At 22.6% G+C, this 18804-nt stretch carries 19 protein-coding genes, 3 tRNA genes and 1 pseudogene; 14 read left to right on the top strand and 9 right to left on the bottom strand.

Annotated elements, in window-relative coordinates; translation table 11 throughout:
- Window positions 1–8: 8 nt before the first annotated feature.
- The gene (gene hslV / locus AB4W53_RS02055) at window positions 9–539 is read right to left on the bottom strand and encodes an ATP-dependent protease subunit HslV (protein WP_367671839.1); all 531 of its coding nucleotides are present in this window, start codon (window positions 537–539) and stop codon (window positions 9–11) included.
- 161 nt (window positions 540–700) lie between these two features.
- On the opposite strand from hslV, the gene rpmE reads away from it, so the two are divergent.
- Window positions 701–901, top strand: a complete 201-nt coding sequence (rpmE, locus tag AB4W53_RS02050; protein ID WP_367671837.1) for a 50S ribosomal protein L31 — start codon at window positions 701–703, stop codon at window positions 899–901.
- 20 nt (window positions 902–921) lie between these two features.
- On the opposite strand, the gene AB4W53_RS02045 is transcribed toward rpmE, so the two are convergent.
- Window positions 922–994: transfer RNA gene (locus AB4W53_RS02045), tRNA-Gly, on the bottom strand.
- A 322-nt stretch (window positions 995–1316) separates the two neighbouring features.
- Window positions 1317–1772, bottom strand: coding sequence for an Hsp20 family protein (locus AB4W53_RS02040; protein ID WP_367671836.1), 456 nt, complete (start codon window positions 1770–1772; stop codon window positions 1317–1319).
- A gap of 168 nt (window positions 1773–1940) precedes the next feature.
- Here AB4W53_RS02040 and pgi point away from each other — a divergent pair, with 168 nt between their 5' ends.
- The 9 genes and pseudogenes from pgi (at window position 1941) to dut (ending at window position 10189) form a co-directional block, all read left to right on the top strand.
- Window positions 1941–3587: a glucose-6-phosphate isomerase gene (gene pgi, locus AB4W53_RS02035; RefSeq protein ID WP_367671835.1), complete on the top strand. Its 1647-nt coding sequence runs from the start codon at window positions 1941–1943 to the stop codon at window positions 3585–3587.
- A gap of 16 nt (window positions 3588–3603) precedes the next feature.
- Window positions 3604–4563, top strand: coding sequence for a tRNA (adenosine(37)-N6)-dimethylallyltransferase MiaA (gene miaA / locus AB4W53_RS02030; RefSeq protein WP_367671833.1), 960 nt, complete (start codon window positions 3604–3606; stop codon window positions 4561–4563).
- Window positions 4564–4754: 191 nt separating this feature from the next.
- On the top strand, window positions 4755–6326 hold the full coding sequence (locus AB4W53_RS02025; protein ID WP_367671832.1) for an anthranilate synthase component 1: 1572 nt from the start codon (window positions 4755–4757) through the stop codon (window positions 6324–6326).
- A pseudogene (locus AB4W53_RS02020) lies at window positions 6326–6892 on the top strand (gamma-glutamyl-gamma-aminobutyrate hydrolase family protein); the annotation flags it as partial. The gene AB4W53_RS02025 and the pseudogene AB4W53_RS02020, both read left to right, overlap by 1 nt.
- Before the next feature lie 105 nt (window positions 6893–6997).
- Complete coding sequence (locus tag AB4W53_RS02015; RefSeq protein ID WP_367671830.1) at window positions 6998–8311, top strand: adenylosuccinate synthase; 1314 nt, start codon at window positions 6998–7000, stop codon at window positions 8309–8311.
- A 188-nt stretch (window positions 8312–8499) separates the two neighbouring features.
- Window positions 8500–8844, top strand: a complete 345-nt coding sequence (gene rpsF / locus AB4W53_RS02010) for a 30S ribosomal protein S6 (RefSeq protein WP_367671828.1) — start codon at window positions 8500–8502, stop codon at window positions 8842–8844.
- Between the two features lie 41 nt (window positions 8845–8885).
- Window positions 8886–9113 (top strand): 30S ribosomal protein S18, encoded by a 228-nt coding sequence (rpsR, locus tag AB4W53_RS02005; RefSeq protein ID WP_367671826.1) that lies wholly within the window; start codon window positions 8886–8888, stop codon window positions 9111–9113.
- A 28-nt stretch (window positions 9114–9141) separates the two neighbouring features.
- Complete coding sequence (gene rplI / locus AB4W53_RS02000; RefSeq protein ID WP_367671825.1) at window positions 9142–9591, top strand: 50S ribosomal protein L9; 450 nt, start codon at window positions 9142–9144, stop codon at window positions 9589–9591.
- Window positions 9592–9730: 139 nt separating this feature from the next.
- Window positions 9731–10189 (top strand): dUTP diphosphatase, encoded by a 459-nt coding sequence (dut, locus tag AB4W53_RS01995; protein WP_367671823.1) that lies wholly within the window; start codon window positions 9731–9733, stop codon window positions 10187–10189.
- 292 nt (window positions 10190–10481) lie between these two features.
- Here the strand turns inward: dut and AB4W53_RS01990 are convergent.
- Window positions 10482–10554, bottom strand: a tRNA-Ile gene (locus AB4W53_RS01990).
- Between the two features lie 139 nt (window positions 10555–10693).
- On the opposite strand from AB4W53_RS01990, the gene AB4W53_RS01985 reads away from it, so the two are divergent.
- Together AB4W53_RS01985 and sbcB are read left to right on the top strand one after the other, a co-directional pair.
- Window positions 10694–10766 (top strand) — tRNA-Asn (locus tag AB4W53_RS01985).
- Between the two features lie 78 nt (window positions 10767–10844).
- Window positions 10845–12254: an exodeoxyribonuclease I gene (sbcB, locus tag AB4W53_RS01980; RefSeq protein ID WP_367671821.1), complete on the top strand. Its 1410-nt coding sequence runs from the start codon at window positions 10845–10847 to the stop codon at window positions 12252–12254.
- A gap of 7 nt (window positions 12255–12261) precedes the next feature.
- On the opposite strand, the gene AB4W53_RS01975 is transcribed toward sbcB, so the two are convergent.
- Complete coding sequence (locus AB4W53_RS01975; RefSeq protein ID WP_367671819.1) at window positions 12262–12495, bottom strand: oxidative damage protection protein; 234 nt, start codon at window positions 12493–12495, stop codon at window positions 12262–12264.
- Window positions 12496–12503: 8 nt separating this feature from the next.
- Window positions 12504–13541, bottom strand: coding sequence for an A/G-specific adenine glycosylase (locus AB4W53_RS01970; RefSeq protein ID WP_367671817.1), 1038 nt, complete (start codon window positions 13539–13541; stop codon window positions 12504–12506).
- Between the two features lie 61 nt (window positions 13542–13602).
- On the opposite strand from AB4W53_RS01970, the gene trmB reads away from it, so the two are divergent.
- The gene (gene trmB / locus AB4W53_RS01965) at window positions 13603–14340 is read left to right on the top strand and encodes a tRNA (guanosine(46)-N7)-methyltransferase TrmB (protein WP_367671816.1); all 738 of its coding nucleotides are present in this window, start codon (window positions 13603–13605) and stop codon (window positions 14338–14340) included.
- 3 nt (window positions 14341–14343) lie between these two features.
- Here the strand turns inward: trmB and hemW are convergent, their stop codons facing one another.
- The 3 genes from hemW to dnaB all read right to left on the bottom strand — a co-directional run bounded on the left by hemW (window position 14344) and on the right by dnaB (window position 17869).
- Complete coding sequence (gene hemW / locus AB4W53_RS01960) at window positions 14344–15501, bottom strand: radical SAM family heme chaperone HemW (RefSeq protein ID WP_367671815.1); 1158 nt, start codon at window positions 15499–15501, stop codon at window positions 14344–14346.
- A 47-nt stretch (window positions 15502–15548) separates the two neighbouring features.
- Entirely contained in the window at window positions 15549–15974 is a 426-nt protein-coding gene (gene ruvX / locus AB4W53_RS01955) for a Holliday junction resolvase RuvX (RefSeq protein WP_367672139.1), read from the bottom strand.
- Window positions 15975–16495: 521 nt separating this feature from the next.
- Window positions 16496–17869 carry a replicative DNA helicase gene (gene dnaB / locus AB4W53_RS01950; protein WP_367671813.1) on the bottom strand — a complete coding sequence of 458 codons (1374 nt, stop codon included), beginning with the start codon at window positions 17867–17869 and terminating at the stop codon, window positions 16496–16498.
- Between the two features lie 147 nt (window positions 17870–18016).
- Here dnaB and ssb point away from each other — a divergent pair, with 147 nt between their 5' ends.
- Window positions 18017–18523 (top strand): single-stranded DNA-binding protein, encoded by a 507-nt coding sequence (gene ssb / locus AB4W53_RS01945; protein ID WP_367671811.1) that lies wholly within the window; start codon window positions 18017–18019, stop codon window positions 18521–18523.
- Window positions 18524–18804: the final 281 nt, after the last annotated feature.

Raw genomic sequence — 18804 nt, 5'->3', positions numbered from 1 at the left:
ATCCTTAATTATTTTTCAGAGTAAAGTTCTTTAATAGTAAAATGATGATTTGTGTATATACAAATATTTGCTGCTATATGTAGTGATTTTTTTACAATTTCTTTTGCTTCTAAAGTTGAATTTTGTAACAATGCATATGCTGCAGATTGTGCATATGGACCTCCGGAACCAATAGCAATTAAATCATTTTCTGGTTGTATGACATCTCCATTTCCAGTAATAATTAGTGAACTTTTTTGATCTGCAACAGCTAATATAGCTTCTAATTTTCTTAATACATGATCACTTCTCCAGTCTTTTGCAAGTTCTATAGCTGCTCTTTTTAATTGTCCCTGGTATATATCTAATTTTTTTTCAAACAGTTCAAATAGAGTAAATGCATCTGCTGTGCCTCCAGCAAATCCTGATATTACTTTATTATTATATAAAGATCGTATTTTATTAACATTATTTTTAATAATGGTATTACCCAAAGTAGCTTGTCCATCTCCTCCAATTACCACTTTATTTTTTAATCTTATGCTTAATATTGTTGTCATACAACATTCTCTTTATGTGATATGCATCTTTAAAATTGTATTTTCAAATTATATATTTTGTATATAATGTTAGTTATATATTAATGATTTTATTCATATTAAATATTAATGTAGAAAAATGTTATTATAATATTTATATTTTATATTTTTTAAGGAACATTATGAATAAGAATATTCATCCTAAATATAATAAAGTATCTGCTAATTGCGTCTGTGGAAATAATATGATTATTTTTACTACTTTATCAAAAAGTATTTTAAATCTTGATGTTTGTTCACATTGTCATCCATTTTATACGGGAAAACAAAGAATTGTGAATCATGGTGGAAGGATCGAACAATTTAATAAGAAATTTTCATAATAATATTTTATATTTTTTTAAGCGGGAAACGAGGTTCGAACTCGTGGCCTCAACCTTGGCAAGGTTGCGCTCTACCAACTGAGCTATTCCCGCATGTAGACTGAAAATATTCGATATTTTCATATTACTATTAATATATATATGAGCATGGTTAATTTATCATTTTGAAAATCATAGCAATTATATGAATTTTAAGAAAATGATATTTTTTTATAAAATACTATACAGATTTTATATTATAAGTATATATAATTTTTATGTATATTATTTTTTATATTTTAGAAGAACATATATTATTTATTTTAACAAAATTTTATTATCATTGTTATCATAGATATTTACATGTATTGTGTATTATAATAACAATGATATTTATAATAATTATATAATTTTATTTAAAAATATATAAAAATTTTTATTCTTTTTCTATATTTATTTTTTGTATTTTTTGATTTTTAGGAATTTCATATTCAAATTGTATGATTAAAATACCTAATTTTAATGTTGCTTTATTAATTTGAATAGGATTATAAATATCAAAATGAATAGAGAAATTTTTGTTTTTGATTCCTTGATGTAAATATTTAATATTTTTGTTTTCGTTTTGTATATTATTATCTTTTTGATATTTTCCTGTAATGATTAATTTTTTATTTTCAATAGATATTTCTAATTCTTTTTCTTCAAAACCTGGAACTGTTATTTCTAATTGGTACTGGTTACCATTCATTTTTATAATATTATATTCAGGAATATTAGATAACTTTTTTTCCCCTGTTAAAGTACTAAATATTTTATCAATTTGATTTAATCGTTCTGAAAATAAATTATCTGTCAATTTTGGTGAAAAAGACATTGAATGATAAATCATAATGAATTTCCTCAGTTATAAAATAAAGAATTGCAATTTATGTTTATAATCTTGAAAATCTTTGATTTTAATAAATAATATGAGGATGAATATTTTTTTTTCAAGTTAATTATTTATATTTTATAATTAGTATAATATATTTCATTCAAGATTACAAGGAGTATCATTATGAAAAGTATTTCACCAATTACTACAAATGCCTGGAAAGAATTAAGAATACATTTTAATAAAATGAAAAATATTCATTTAGTTGATTTATTTAAATATAACCATAATCGTTTTAAAAATTTTTCTTATGTTTTTAAAAGTAATATGTTGATTGATTTTTCTAAAAATAGAATTACCGATGAAACTATTCAGATTTTATTAAGATTATCTGAAGAAATGCAATTATCACAATCTATTCAAGATATGTTTAATGGAAAACATATTAATGTTACTGAAAATCGTCCAGTATTACATACAGCTCTTAGAAATTTTTCTCATGAACCTATTTTAGTGAATAACATTGATATTATGCCAAAGATACGTGCTGTATTAAATAAAATGAAACACTTTTCAAAAAGTATTATCTCTGGAGTTTGGAGAGGATATTCAGGAAAAAAAATTACTCATGTTGTAAATATTGGTATTGGTGGTTCGGATTTAGGTCCAAGGATGGTGACTGAAGCATTAAAACCTTATAAAAATCATTTAAAGATTTCTTATGTATCCAATATTGATAGTACTGATGTATATAGTATATTAAAAAATTGTGATTTCTCTTCTACAATATTTTTAGTATCTTCAAAGAATTTCACTACAGAAGAGACAATTACAAATGCTACAACAATTAAAAATTATTTTTTAAAAAAATATTGTAACCTCAAAGATATGAAACATCATTTTTTTGCTGTTACAGCGAATGTTCAGGAAGCTTTAAAGTTTGGTATTGAACAAAATAACATTTTTGAATTATGGGATTGGGTTGGTGGTCGTTATTCGTTATGGTCTGCTATGGGTTTATCAATTATGCTTTCCATTGGTTTTAATAATTTTTGTAATTTTTTACATGGAGCATATGATATGGATATACATTTTAAGCATGCCAGTTTTGAAAAAAATATTCCAGTATTATTGTCATTAATAGGAATTTGGTATAATAATTTTTTTAATACTCAAACAGAAGCAATTTTACCTTATGACCAATATTTATATCGATTTCCTTCATATATTCAACAATGTAATATGGAGTCAAATGGGAAAAATATTGATCGTAATGGAGATAAAGTGTGTTGGCAAACAGGTTCTATTACATGGGGAGAAGTAGGAACAAATGGGCAACATTCTTTTTATCAATTAATACATCAAGGAACAAAACTTATTCCATGTGATTTTATTGCATCAACAATATCACATAATCCTATAGAAAATCACCATAAAATATTATTATCTAATTTTTTTGCGCAAACTCATGCTTTAGCTTTTGGAAAATATTTTAATAATAATGGTGAAAATACTTCTTGTGATCATGACGTAAATCATTTTTCTGAAAAATTTAAATATTTTGAAGGAAATCGTCCTAGTAATTCTATTTTATTTAAAATTATTGATCCTTACTCATTAGGTTCGCTAATTGCTTTGTATGAACATAAAATTTTTGTACAGGGTGTTATTTTAAATATTTTTAGTTTTGATCAATGGGGTGTAGAACTCGGAAAAGTAATATCTAATAATATTTTTCAAGGTTTACATGGTGGGAAAAATTATAAAAATGATGTTTCTACTCAAGGATTAATACATTTCTATAATACTTTTAAAAATTCAATGAATTAATATTCTTATGTATCATATGATTATGCAAAATAATATTTTTAATAAAAAATATGTAATTTTTTTAATGGGACCTACTGCTTCTGGTAAATCAGAATTATCTATGCAATTGCAAAAGTATTTACCAGTGGAATTAGTGAGTGTAGACTCAGCTTTAGTATATAAAGGAATGGATATTGGAACAGCTAAGCCTAATAAAAAACAATTATTAAAACATCCGTTACGATTAATTAATTTAAGAGATCCTAAAGATTATTATTGTGTACAAGATTTTAGATGTGATGTTTTGCAGGCGATTAAAGAAATTTTTGATATGCAAAAAATTCCTTTGTTAGTTGGTGGTACAATGTTTTACTATAATATTTTGCTCCATGGAATATCTAATCTACCAAAGTCAAATATAGATGTTAGAAATACAATATTTAATAAATATGGTTTTCAAAATAGTTTTATATTACATCAATATTTATCTAAAATGGATAGAGAATCTGCTGAAAATATTCATCCTAATGATTTGCAAAGAATTTTGCGAGCTTTAGAAGTTTGTTTAATAACAGGTAAAAAATATAGTATTTTAAAAAAGAAGGTATCCAATCCTTTTACATATCATGCGATACAGTTTGCAATATATCCAGAAAAGAAATTTTTATATGATAATATTAATACTAGATTTTATCATATGTTAAATAATGGATTTGAACTGGAAGTGAGAACATTGTTTCATCGTAAAGATTTAAATATTGATTTACCGGCAATGCGTTGTGTTGGTTATCGCCAAATGTTTTTATATTTTATGAAGAAGATGAATTTTAGTCAAATGATTCAAAGTACTATTTTTGCAACACGTCAATTAGTTAAAAAACAAAGAACTTGGTTAAAAAAATGGAAAAATGTTTACTTTTTATATGATAATAAGATTAATTATTTAACTAAAAAAATTATAAGTATTTTATATAAAATTATTCCTAGAAATTATTAATACATTATATGTAGTTTTTATAATATTTAAAATTTATATTATATATTTTGATTTTTTAAAAAATATATAAAATGTATTATTTTCAATAAAATATTTTCGGGGTTTTATTTTTAAAGTATTGTTATACTTTTACGATATAAATTTTGATATGAGAATATCAAAATATTATTTTAATATATAATGAATAAAAAATGAAAATATTCAATAAGAATAATATTGTTGAAACTATAGAAATGGATGTTGCGTATAGATCGAATCCTGCAGATACTTTTTATGAATTGTGTGGTGATAAAAAAAATACTTTGTTATTAGAATCGGTGGAAATAAATAAAAAATACCAAGTAGAAAGTATGATGATTATTGATACTGCAATTCGTATTACAGCATATACCAATGTAGTTATTTTAGAATCTTTTTCTGAAAATGGAAAGGCTGTTTTAGAAAAAATACATTTCATAATTCCAAAAGAAATTAAAATGTATATTTACCCAGGAAAAGTAAAATTATTGTTTCCATTTATTATGAGTCATTTAAATGAAGATGAAAAATTACATGCATTTTCAGTGTTTGATACTTTTAGATTTTTATTAAAGTTATTAAAATCAAATAGTAAAAAAGAAAAATCTGTTTTTTTTGGTGGATTATTTTCATATGATTTAGTAAGTAGTTTTGAAAAAATACCAAAATTATATAATACTCAAAAATGTCCAGATTTTTGTTTTTATTTATCAGAAATACTCTTAATCATGAATCATATCAATAAAACAAGTACTCTTCAAGGTAGTTTATTTTTTAAAAATGATACAGAAAAAAAAAGATTAATAAAAAAATTATTCAGTATTAAAAATCAATTAAGTAAACTTCCTATTGAAATTCCGAATAAGAAAGTTATTGGTTCATCTATTAAATTAAATTTTAATGATTTGGAGTATCAAAAAATTATTCAAAAATCTCAGTATTATATTAAAAAAGGAGAAATATTTCAAATTGTTCCTTCTAGAAAGTTTATTTTATACTGTCCTTATCCCTTATCTGCATATTATACTTTAAAAAACAAAAATCCTAGTCCTTATATGTTTTTTATGCAAGACGTGGATTTTACTTTATTTGGCGCTTCTCCGGAAAGTTCATTAAAGTATAATCCTAAAAATAGAATAGTGGAGTTATATCCTATTGCAGGTACACGATCAAGAGGTTTTGATAAAAACGGTAATTTAAATTTTGATCTTGATAGTAGAATTGAATTAGAAATGCGTACGAATCAGAAGGAACTCTCAGAACACTTAATGCTTGTTGATTTAGCAAGAAATGATTTAGCTAGGGTATGTATTCCGGGTACTAGATTTGTATCTCGTTTAACTAAAGTGGATCGATATTCGCATGTGATGCATCTTGTTTCAAAAGTTATAGGTACATTAAAATACGATTTAGACGCTTTGCATGCATATGCTGCTTGTATGAATATGGGAACTTTAACTGGTGCTCCAAAAGTAAGAGCTATGCAATTAATTGCTACAATTGAAAATAATAAAAGAGGTAGTTATGGTGGTGCTATTGGTTATTTTACAGGTTTAGGTTTTTTAGATACATGTATTGTTATACGATCTGCTTATATTGAAAATAATATTGCAACTGTACAATCTGGTGCTGGTATAGTAATAGATTCTATTCCCATAGAAGAAACATATGAAAGTCAGAATAAAGCGCAAGTGGTTTTAAATTCTATTGTGGAATCAAATTATAAAAGGAAGAATATTAAATGATAAAAAACATTTTTTTATTGGATAATTTTGATTCTTTTACATATAATTTAGTAGATCAGTTAAGAGTAAGTAATTATAATGTTGTTATTTATCGTAATACTATTCCTTTAAAAATTCTTTTATTAAAATTATTTCAATTGCAAAATCCTATATTGCTATTGTCACCAGGACCTGGAAAACCTAAAGATTCTGGATGTATATTACAATTATTACAGCATATTATTGGAAAAGTACCAGTACTTGGAATTTGTTTAGGACATCAAGCAATAGTTGAATATTATGGTGGTACTGTAGAATACGCAGGAAATATTTTTCATGGAAAAACATCTTTAATGCTTCATGATAATCAAGATATGTTTTTTAATCTCCCTAATCCTTTATTAGTGGCAAGGTATCATTCTTTAATTTGTACGAATATTCCACAATCTTTAACAATTAATGCTTATTTTAATAATACTGTGATGGCAATTCGAAATAATAAAGATAGAGTATGTGGATTCCAATTTCATCCAGAATCTATCTTAACAACGCAGGGTTCGCTTTTACTAGAAAATACATTAGCATGGTTGAATCATTAATCTTATTTTTATGAATATATTTTATATATAAATATAATAATATTATATTATAAAATTCATATGGTTTTTGTTAAATTATATTAAAGGTATTATATGAACAATAATGTTGTAATATTAGGAACGCAGTGGGGAGATGAAGGAAAAGGGAAAATTGTAGATTTTTTAACTGAATCTTTTGATTGTGTAGTAAGATATCAAGGAGGCCATAATGCAGGACATACTTTAATTGTAAACAAAAAAAAAATTATTTTACATTTAATTCCTTCTGGAATTTTGTATAAAGATGTTTTATGTATTTTAGGTAATGGAGTAGTAATTTCTCCAGTAGATTTATTACAAGAGATAAACATGTTGTCAGATTTTAATATTTCTATTAATAATCGTTTGTTTATTTCCGGAAATTGTCCTTTAGTATTAGATTATCATGTAAAAATGGATATAGCAAGAGAACAATTTTTAAAAAATGATTGTATTGGAACTACTAAGAAAGGTATCGGCCCTGCTTATGAAGATAAAGTAGCTCGATATGGATTAAAAATATATGATTTATACAATGAAAAGATTTTAAAAAAAAAACTTAAAAGTATTATTCAATATTATAATTTTCAATTAGTACATTACTATAAAACATTTCCTGTAGATTATCATGTTGTATTAAAAGATTTATTAGAAATAAAATATATTTTTCAAAAAAAAGTTCAAGATATTCCAAATATGTTACATAGAATGTATAAAAACAAAAAAAGAATTATTTTTGAAGGAGCACAGGGAGCATTATTAGATTTAGATCATGGTACTTTTCCATATGTAACATCTTCAAATACTACGATTGGTGGTGTTTTAACTGGATCAGGAGTACATTATAAACAAATTAATTGTATTTTGGGAGTAACAAAATCATATTGTACTAGAGTTGGATCAGGTCCGTTTCCTACAGAATTAAAAAATGATATTGGTGATTATTTGTGTAACAAAGGAAAAGAAATTGGTTCTACTACGGGTCGTAAAAGAAGAACAGGTTGGTTAGATTTAGTACTATTATCAAGAACTGTGATGTTAAATTCTATTACTTCTTTGTGTTTAACAAAATTAGATGTATTAGATGATTTACCAGAAGTAAAAATATGTATTGCTTATAAAAATATCAAAACTTTGGAAATGATTGAGACATCATCTAAATATTTTAATTTATTCAATGTAAAACCTGTGTATAAAGTTTTTCCTGGTTGGAAGAAATCAACTAGAGGTATTGTACGTTTTTCTCAATTACCTGTCAATGCTCAAAATTATATTTTATATATAGAAGAATATCTTGGAAAAACTGAATTTATTGATATTATTTCTACGGGACCTGAACGTTCTGAAACTATTATAGTACGTAATAAATTAAATTTACAAAATATATAAAATTACTATAAATATATATCATTTTTTATTAGTATAATAATTATTAAAAAAATTATTATAGATAGATTTTATTTTATTGGCAATTTATAATTATTTTTATAATATGTAATTTTTATATTTTATACTTTATTGCATTGTATACTTTTTTGTTATAATTATCTTGAATATTTACAAGGATTACTACTATAATGCGTCATTATGAAATTATATTTATGATTCATCCTGATCAAACATCAGAACAGGTATTAAAAATTGTTAATAATTATAAAGAATTTATTAAAAAAAATCATGGTTTAGTACATAGATTAGAAGATTGGGGAAGAAGACAGTTATCATATAAGATTAATAAATTACAAAAAGCATATTATATTTTACTGAATGTAGAATTATCTCCTAAAATCATTATTATATTAAAAGATAAATTTCGTTTTGATAATGTTGTCATTAGAAATTTAATTTTGCAACTAAAGAATAAAGTAGTTACAATGTCTCCAGTATTAAAATTAAAGGATGAGAAAAATAAATCTTTATGATAAAGTATAGGTATATTTCTATATAATTTTTAGGGGATGATATGGTTCGTTATTTTCGAAGAAGAAAATTTTGTCGATTTACAGCAGAAAAGATTACAGAAGTAGACTACAAAGATATTACAATGTTGAAAAGTTATATTACAGAAAATAGTAAAATAGTACCTAGTAGAATTACTGGTACTCGATTAAGATATCAAAAAAAATTATCTAAAGCAATTAAATGTGCTAGATATATTGCATTATTACCGTATACAGATCAACATCGTTAAATAATAATAATTTTATAAAAAGGTGAAAATGGAAATAATTTTATTAAAACATTTTAAAAATTTAGGTCAATTTGGAAAAATTGTTAAAGTTTCTGCAGGATATGCAAGAAATTATCTTATCCCCAATGAAATAGCACTACTATGTACTAAGAGTAATTTAAAAAAATTTCAAGATTTACAAAGAAAAAAAATAGAAAAAAATAAAAAAGAGATTATTAATGCTCAATTAAGAATTTATAAAATTAAAAAAATACTTCCGGTGGTGATATTTTCAAAGTCGGGGAAAAAGAATAAATTATTTGGTTCTATTAATGCAAAAGATATTTCTCGTGAAATCAATTTATTAGGTATAGTAATTAAAACAAATGAAATTATACAAGATCGTATTATTCGAAGGTTAGGAGATTACAAAATTATTTTCCAACCTCATAAAGATGTTTCTTGTTATATATTTTTACGAATAATTTCTAAAAATTAATTTTTATTAAAGAGATTATATTTAAAAGGATTTTATGAAGATGTATTATAAGTATAATACATCTTTTATAGAATATAAAAGATATAATGAATTTTAAAGTATTTTTATTTAAATTAAGAATTTTTCAGAAAATAAATTTATGAATAATGTTATTGATGTAAAAATTTTAGATAATCGATTAGGTTCTCAGTTTGAATTTGTTAAATATCAAACAGAGGGATCTTCTGCGTTAGATTTACGCGCTATGATAAAAAAAAATTTTTTTCTTAATGCTCAGAGTATAACTTTAATTCCTAGTGGAATTTCTATATTTATTAAGAATCCATTAATTACAGCAATGATTTTACCAAGATCTGGTTTAGGACATTATAATGGAATTATTTTAGGTAATTCAATTGGTTTAATAGATTCTGATTATCAAGGAGAGTTAATGATTTCAGTGTGGAATCGTAGTATGAATTCTTTTTTAATTACTCCTGGTGATCGAATTGCACAATTAGTATTTATTCCTATTATTAAACCTCATTTAAATGTAGTATCTGATTTTCAAAAAACCATTAGAAATGAAAAAGGTTTTGGACATTCTGGAAAACAATAATTTGATATCAAAAAATATATGTTTCTACAAATTTTTTAGTACAAGAGAATTTTATGAATAATTTTTTACAGTATATACGAAAATTTGATTGTAATTATTTGATTTGATTTCTTGTAAGTGAATGATATTATGGTTATAAAAGAAATTTTTTAAATAGTAAATGTTGTAAATAAATATTTAATATTTTTTATATATCATAATCATATTTCTTATCTCCAGAATATAATATTATTATATATATTATAATTACAGTATATATTTTTAATAGAAATATCTTTTTTGTATTTATTTTTGGCCCTTGCTGGATTTGAACCAGCGACCAAGCGATTATGAGTCGCGTGCTCTAACCACTGAGCTAAAGGGCCTTATAAACATTATAAATATATTTGTAAATATAATCTACTACTTTTGTATTTAAAAATATTTGTATAGTATTATTTTTTGCAAATATTTTTAAAATCTTTTGACAAAATTGTTTGTAATTGATATGATTACATTATCAAATCCTCTGTAGTTCAGTTGGTAGAACGGCGGACTGTTAATCCGTATGTCACTGGTTCGAGCCCAGTCGGAGGAGTAATTAAAAATATTTTTAAAAAATATTTACTGATAATCAATATTAATATTTTTATTATATTTGTACCTTAAAGATTACATGTTTATTAAAGATAGTAAGTGTAGTTTTTTATTTTATGATTATGAAACTTTTGGTTTACATCCTGCATTAGATAAGCCAGCACAATTCGCGTGTATAAGAACAGATTCTGATTTTAATGTTATCCAAAAACCAATAGTTTTATATTGTTATCCTCCTAATGATTATTTACCTAATATTCAATCTGTTTTAACGACTCATATTAGCCCAATACATGCCTATAAAATAGGAATGAATGAATTTTTTTTTTCTAAAAAAATTTTTGATATTTTTAATGTTTGTAATACATGTATCGTCGGTTACAATAATATTCAGTTTGATGACGAAGTGACAAGAAATATATTTTATCGAAATTTATTAGATTCTTACTCCTGGTGTTGGAAACAAAATAATTCTAGATGGGACGTTATAAAGATAATATTAGCTTGTTATGTGTTGTCTCCTAATAATTTTGAATGGCCTAAAAATGATTTTGGAAATATTAGTTTTAAATTACAAGATTTAACAAATGTGAATAATATTACTCATACGAATAAACATGATGCTCTTTCTGATGTTTATGCTACAGTATATTTAATAAAATTGATTAAAAAAAAAAAACCAGAATTATTAAATTTTTTATTTAAATATCGAGTAAAAAATAATATTAAAAATTTAATTGATATTCAAAATAGAATACCAATTATATATATTTCTAATATTTTTGGACGTTTAAGAAATTATACATCTTGTATTATACCAATTTTTTGGAATATGCAAAATAGTAATATGTTAGTATTTTTTGATTTATATTATAATATAGAAGATTTAATTGAATATATGAAACATATTGCTAATAATAATATTGATATTTATCAATTACGTAAAGTTGGCATAAATTTTTTGTATATTAATCGATGTCCTGTGCTGATTCCGATAAATTTTTTTAGTATTAAAAAACTTTCCTGTTTAGGAATCAACAGTAATATTGTTTTAAAAAAAATTTGTTTACTGTATAAAAATATATTGTTAATAGAAAAAATCAATATTTTTTTTACAAATTTTAAATATAATTATAATAATACTAATGTCGATTTAGGAATATATAATAATTTTTTTTCTCAAAAAGATCATTATCTTATGAAAGTTATACACAATACTGAAATTAATAAATTAAATAAAAAAAAATTTTTTTTTTATGATAATAGATTAAAAGAACTTTTTTTTCGATTACGTGCACGTAATTTTCCAGAAATATTAAATATATTTGAGAAAAAAAAATGGTTATTGTATCGATTTAAAAAATTTAATAGAAATTATATAAATGATTATTTAATGTATTTAAATAAAATATCTTTAAAATATCGTTATAATAATGAAAAAACATTTTTATTGCAAGAAATTAAAAAATATGTTAATTTTTTATTTTAGTAACATGTTATTTTTTACCAAATAAAAAATATATCATATGTTTTTCTACTTTTTTATAATCTGAAATTTTAATCATATTAAGATTATTTTCATTAATAAATTTTGTTTGTTCAATCATCCATTTTTTCCATGCATCTTTAGAAATATTGTTATAGATTTTTTTTCCTAAATCTCCAGGATAAAATTGGTAGTCAAATCCTGATAACATTTTTTTAAAATATTTACAAAAAACAATTTTCATATATTATCCTATTTGATTGTATTTTTTAGTATTTTTATGATTTTTGTTATTGGTGCAGGTATACCAATTTTTTCTATTGTTTTTAAATTATACCAAATATGATTTTTTTTTTTAAGATTATTTTTTTTTATTTTTAAGATACTATTAATAATAATCATTTTCAAAGTAAATTGTGTAAATTGATGATAAATATTATTGTATAGATAATAATATTTAATATTTATATTATTTTCTAATAACCATAATTGCATACTACGAATAGAATGAAATTCTGGAAAACAAAATAAATAATTCCAAATTTTATGTTTTTTTCGATGTTCCAGTAGAATTTCATTTTGATATCGTAAAATAATAAAAAATTTATATTTTTTTGTATAAATTATTTTTTTACTCTTATGATAGTAATTGATATTTTTATATTTACAACTATTTATTATTGGACATAATGAACATTTTGGTTTTTTAGGTTTACAAATTAATGTACCTAAATCCATCATTCCTTGATTAAATTTTTTTGCATTATGTATAGGTGTTAGGAGATTAATATAATGCCATAGTTTTTTTTCTATAATGGTTTTTTTATTTTTTAAATTAATATTATAAAATCTAATAAGTATTCTTTTTACATTTCCATCAAGAATAGGAAAAGAATAATTATATGTTAGTGATAGGATAGCACCTGCTGTTGTTTTTCCTATTCCGGGTAGTTGTATTAATAAATGTATATTTTCTGGTAATTTTCCATGATATTTTGAAACTACAATGTTTGCAGTTTTATATATGTTGATAGCTCTTGTATAATATCCTAATCCACTCCACATATACAATATATGATTTAAATTTGTTTGTGATATGGATTTAATATCACGAAAAATAGTAATAAATTTATTAAAGTAAGGTATTACAGTATTTACTTTAGTTTGTTGTAACATTATTTCTGAGATCCATGTATAGTATGCATTGTTTGTATTTTGCCAAGGTAAATTATTTCTACCAAAAATGTGTTGCCAATTGATTATTAATTGAGAAAATTTCCAATTTTTCATAGTATATTGCAACATGGATAATAAATGATAGTATTTATATAAAAATAATTATAACATATTTATGAAAAAAATTATTCTTAATAGTTTTATAATACCTAAATACAATAAATTTGGAAAATTTTTAAGACCAATTAAGAGCTTTCAGTTACGTAGTAGGTATTTAAAAGAAAAGAAAATAGATTTTTTAAAAAAGTATTTTTTTTTATTTGGAATTAATTTTAAAAATTCTCTAATTAATATACATACTTTTTATAGTAATGATCGTTTACCAATAATACTAGATATTGGTTTTGGGAACGGGGAATCATTATTTTATACATGTTCTCATTTTATTAATTGTAACATTCTTGGCATCGAGGTATATCTTGCTGGTATTTATAATTTTATTAAAAAAATATTTTGTACAAAAAAAATATTTCATAATTTAAAAATAATTATGCACGATGCAGTAGAAGTATTACAATACATGATTCAAAATAATTCGATTAGTATTGTACAATGTTTTTTTCCTGATCCTTGGCCTAAAAAACGGCACAATAAAAGAAGAATAATAAATAAACAATTTATTGAATTAGTGATAACGAAAATGATATTAGGAGGAATATTACATATAATTACGGATTGTGTATTATATTATAATAATATTATAAAATTAATGAAGAATTTTAAATATTTTGTTGATATTTCAAAGAAATATGATCATGATATTATAAATAATAAAATAAAGACTAAATTTTCTAATCAAGCATCTTTACATTGTGTTAATAATTTTAATATTATATTTCAATTGATTAAATAATATTTAAGAAGTATTATTTTTTTGGTATAAGAATAATTCTATTAAATCATTAAAAAATATTTTTCCTTTGGGTAATATACGCCAAGATTTTTTTTTTTGTATAATATATTTTTTTTTAATTGCTGTTTGTATACTTTTTTGAATATATGGAATACTAATATTAGTTTTTTTTAAAAAACTCTTTTTTTTTATTGGTTGTAGTATTCGAAAAATATTCATAAAATATTCAAATGGTTGGTCTCTTTCTTTTACAGAATATATTTTTTCGATGTAATTATTACTATGATAATAATCATGAATTCTTTTTTTTTTTATGATACGTATAATATTATTTTTTTTTTGTGTTAATTTACTATGTGCTCCACATCCAATACCAAGATAATCTCCATATTTCCAATAGTTTAAATTATGGTAACAGAAATATTTTTTTTTTGCATATGATGATATTTCGTACTGTTTATATTTTGATTGTTTTAATAAACGATTTCCCTTTTTGTACATATCTAAAATAATATTTTCTTTTGGTATAGAAGGTTTTTGATAATAAAATATTGTATTTTTTTCTACATTCATTTGATACCAAGAAATATGGTTCGGATTCATTTGAATAGCAGTTTTTAAATCTAATAGACAATCTTCGACAGTTTGATTTGGTAAACCATACATGAGATCTATATTAAAATTGATTGGAATAATTTTTTTTACTTGATTTAAAAGAGATATAATATGTTCTGTAGTATTTGATCTTCCAATTAATTGTGATAAATTTTTATCAAAAGTTTGTATACCAAAAGATATTCTATTAATACCTATCTTAACATATTTTAATATATTTTTGATATTTACAAATTTTGGATGTACTTCTATTGTAACTTCTGCATTTTGATCAACAGATACAAGATTTTTAATATTTACTAAGATCATTTTTAATAATTTTTGGTGTAAAAGATTTGGTGTCCCTCCTCCTATAAATATACTTTTTATGGTTCTTTGATGAATAAAATGTTTATCTTGTAGTAAATCTTGAATAATTTTTTTAACATATATCTCTTGTTTAAAATAATTATTCATTTTATATGCATTAAGATCACAATATGGACATTTTTTAAAGCACCAAGGTATATGAACATATAATCCTATTTTATTGGGTATATAGATCATTAGATTCCTATACATTTTAAATAATATAAAATATACTATAAATGATATTAGAGTATTGTATTTTCAAAATTTTGGTTAAGCCAACTTTCTAATATAATAATAGCAGATAAAGAATGAATATTGTTTTTTTTAAGTTTTTTATATCCTCCATACTCATATAGTATTGTTTTTGATTCTACAGTTGTTAATCGTTCATCATGTAATTCTACATGAATATTATATTTTAATTGTATGTTTTTAGCGAATATATGTACTTTTTGAGTAATTTTTTGTTTTGTTCCATCCATATTTAAGGGATATCCAATAATAATAAGTTTTGGTTTCCAATATTTTATGATTGAAGAAATATTTTTCCAATTTGGAATACCATTTTTTACTGTAATATTTTTTAAAGCGCTTGCTGTTTTTGTAATTTTTTGTCCTACTGCTACTCCAATATTTTTAGTACCGAAATCAAAAGATAAGATTATCATTGTATTAAAATTTTTGTTATTATACATATTGATTCACATGCAAAGGATCAATATTTTTTATTTTGATTATATATTTTATATGTTTTATATTTTTGAAATATTATTTCATAATTTTTCAAAGTTTATTATGAATTTATTGTTTATTTGTTATACTCGAAATATTACATGAATAATATTTCTATTTAGTATAATAGTTTTAGAAATTTAAATATAAGTACATTTTAAAAATATATTTTGTATGTTTATTATATTTATACTACTAGTATAGTACTCTTTGAATCTTTAATACATTGATGTCATTTGAATGGTATTTTTTTAAAATACTTAATATTTTTTATAGTATTTACAAAATTTATATGAATTTTTTTAATCCTTTGATTCATTATATGTGGTATCATTAACATCGAATCTATAAAATTAATAAAAATTTTTGATTTTATAAAAATATATAATAAATATTATTTGTAATATCATGTTTTATATATTATATATTTTTAATATATGAAAATGATATGATATTTTTATCCCTCAAAATAATTATCAAAACGACATAATTCCCCATTAAATATTAATTTTATGCTGCCACTGGGACCATTTCTTTGTTTTCCAATAATTATTTCAGCGATTCCTTTGAATTCACTATTTTCGTTATATAATTCATCTCGATAAATAAACATAATTAAATCAGCATCTTGTTCTAGTGCTCCGGATTCTCTTAGGTCTGAGTTAATAGGTCTTCTATCAGATCTTTGTTCTAATGAGCGATTTAATTGTGATAGTGCAATAATAGGTATTTTTAATTCTTTTGCAAGTGATTTTAATGTTCTAGAGATTTCTGCGATTTCAAGATTTCTATGTTCGGATAAATGGGGTACTTGAATTAATTGTAAATAGTCAATCATAATAAGGCTGAGTCCATTTTTTTTTTTATATAGTTTTCTAGATTTAGACCTTATTTCATTTGGTGTAATTCTTGATGCATCATCAATATATATATTATTCTTTTTTAGCAAAATATTAATAGTACTAGAAATTCTAGACCAATCTTCATCGCACAGATTTCCGGTTCTAATATTTTTTTGACACACTCGAGATAAAGAGGATAACATTCTAATCATAATTTGTTCTCCCGGCATTTCCAAACTAAAAATTAAGACTGGTTTATCTTGTAGCATAGCAGCATTTTCACAAATATTCATAGCAAGTGTTGTTTTTCCCATAGACGGTCTTGCTGCTATAATAATTAAATCAGATTCTTGTAATCCTAATGTTTTTGTATTTAAATCGGGATATCCAGTGTCAATGCCTGTAATATGATTATTTGGACAGATAATTAATTTTTCGATTGCAGTAATAGTCTTATCTAACATCATTTTAATATTTTTAGGATGATGATCTTGTGTGAGTCTTTTTTTTGCAATATTCAAAATATTAAATTCTGCGTAATCTAAAATTTCTTCACTAGTTTTCCCATTCGGTTTATATCCTAAATGAGAAATATGATCTCCTATTTTTATAATCTCTCGTAGAATAGATCGTTCTTTAATAATTTTTGCATATGCTTCAATATTTTCAATACTAGGAGTATTTTTAATAATTTCAGATAAATATGAAAATTGTCCGGATGTTTTTAAAATATTTTTTTTTTCTAATGATTCAGATAAAGTTATTAAATCTATAGGGGAATGATGCAAAATCAGATTTTGCATTTCATAAAAAATTAATTGGTGTATTTTATTAAAAAAATCTTCGCATATAATAAAATTAGAAACTATATCCCATTTTGTGTTGTCTAACATTAATCCACCTAAAACAGATTGTTCTGCTTCTAGAGAGTATGGTGGTTGTTTAAAATGATTGCTTTTTTTTATATTGGTATCATTATGAATTATCATATATTATGATTATAATTGATTAGAATAAATTGTATTTTAGATAATTTTTATGTAAAATACATGATAAACTATTTATATATTTGTATATTATATTAATAATATATTATCATGATAGATTTATGGTATAAAATTTTATAGGAAATATATATGGCAAATAGAGGAATTAATAAAGTTATTTTAATTGGTAATTTAGGTAAAGACCCTGAAGTTCGCTATATGTCAAATGGTAATCCAGTAACAAATATTACTTTAGCCACTTCAGAACATTGGAAAGATAAGAGTACTGGTGATATGAGGGAAAATACTGAGTGGCATAAAATTATTATTTTTGGAAAATTAGCTGAAATTTCTGGAAAATTTTTAAAAAAGGGTTCTCAGGTGTATATAGAAGGATCTTTAAAAACAAGAAAATGGAAAGATAAAAATGGATTAAATAGATATACTACAGAAATTATAGTAAATATGAATGGTAAAATGCAAATGTTAGGGAACCGTGTATCTAATATTCATAAAATTGAAAATTTGAATCATAGTACAGAAGTTCCTAAAGAAGCTATTATAAATATTGGAAATGATGAAGATAAAAAATTAAAAAATACATTATTAGAAGAAGATATGTCTAACGTGGAATTTGATGAAGATTTACCATTTTGAATATTTATTACATGTAATTAAGAAATTATAAAAAATGATTATTGGTATTTTTTATAATTTTGATACAAATTTTTATATTTTAATGAATCATAGTTATTTGAATGAATACGTTTTTTTGAGTATATTATAATATTATAATAATAAGAAAATATAGTATATATTTTTTAAAAATTATTTTCAATATTTTTTAAAAAGATAATTATTTTTACTAGTTTAAATGAATAATTAATGTATAATAATTATAATATGTTTTACAAATTACATTTTATACATTATAAAAG

The organism is Buchnera aphidicola (Myzocallis carpini) (assembly GCF_964059025.1).
GTDB classification, from domain to species: domain Bacteria; phylum Pseudomonadota; class Gammaproteobacteria; order Enterobacterales; family Enterobacteriaceae; genus Buchnera_L; species Buchnera_L aphidicola_AK.
Note: the sequence above shows the minus strand (reverse complement) of the source record. Positions and strands in the feature narration are given on the sequence as shown.

Excerpts from the sequence above, each read along its gene's own strand:
- hslV (WP_367671839.1), bottom strand. The coding sequence starts at position 539 with ATGACAACAATATTAAGCATAAGATTAAAAAATAAAGTGGTAATTGGA.
- rpmE (WP_367671837.1), top strand. The coding sequence starts at position 701 with ATGAATAAGAATATTCATCCTAAATATAATAAAGTATCTGCTAATTGC.
- AB4W53_RS02040 (WP_367671836.1), bottom strand. The coding sequence starts at position 1,772 with ATGATTTATCATTCAATGTCTTTTTCACCAAAATTGACAGATAATTTA.
- pgi (WP_367671835.1), top strand. The coding sequence starts at position 1,941 with ATGAAAAGTATTTCACCAATTACTACAAATGCCTGGAAAGAATTAAGA.
- miaA (WP_367671833.1), top strand. The coding sequence starts at position 3,604 with ATGATTATGCAAAATAATATTTTTAATAAAAAATATGTAATTTTTTTA.
- AB4W53_RS02025 (WP_367671832.1), top strand. The coding sequence starts at position 4,755 with ATGAAAATATTCAATAAGAATAATATTGTTGAAACTATAGAAATGGAT.
- AB4W53_RS02015 (WP_367671830.1), top strand. The coding sequence starts at position 6,998 with ATGAACAATAATGTTGTAATATTAGGAACGCAGTGGGGAGATGAAGGA.
- rpsF (WP_367671828.1), top strand. The coding sequence starts at position 8,500 with ATGCGTCATTATGAAATTATATTTATGATTCATCCTGATCAAACATCA.
- rpsR (WP_367671826.1), top strand. The coding sequence starts at position 8,886 with ATGGTTCGTTATTTTCGAAGAAGAAAATTTTGTCGATTTACAGCAGAA.
- rplI (WP_367671825.1), top strand. The coding sequence starts at position 9,142 with ATGGAAATAATTTTATTAAAACATTTTAAAAATTTAGGTCAATTTGGA.
- dut (WP_367671823.1), top strand. The coding sequence starts at position 9,731 with ATGAATAATGTTATTGATGTAAAAATTTTAGATAATCGATTAGGTTCT.
- sbcB (WP_367671821.1), top strand. The coding sequence starts at position 10,845 with ATGTTTATTAAAGATAGTAAGTGTAGTTTTTTATTTTATGATTATGAA.
- AB4W53_RS01975 (WP_367671819.1), bottom strand. The coding sequence starts at position 12,495 with ATGAAAATTGTTTTTTGTAAATATTTTAAAAAAATGTTATCAGGATTT.
- AB4W53_RS01970 (WP_367671817.1), bottom strand. The coding sequence starts at position 13,541 with ATGAAAAATTGGAAATTTTCTCAATTAATAATCAATTGGCAACACATT.
- trmB (WP_367671816.1), top strand. The coding sequence starts at position 13,603 with ATGAAAAAAATTATTCTTAATAGTTTTATAATACCTAAATACAATAAA.
- hemW (WP_367671815.1), bottom strand. The coding sequence starts at position 15,501 with ATGATCTATATACCCAATAAAATAGGATTATATGTTCATATACCTTGG.
- ruvX (WP_367672139.1), bottom strand. The coding sequence starts at position 15,974 with ATGATAATCTTATCTTTTGATTTCGGTACTAAAAATATTGGAGTAGCA.
- dnaB (WP_367671813.1), bottom strand. The coding sequence starts at position 17,869 with ATGATAATTCATAATGATACCAATATAAAAAAAAGCAATCATTTTAAA.
- ssb (WP_367671811.1), top strand. The coding sequence starts at position 18,017 with ATGGCAAATAGAGGAATTAATAAAGTTATTTTAATTGGTAATTTAGGT.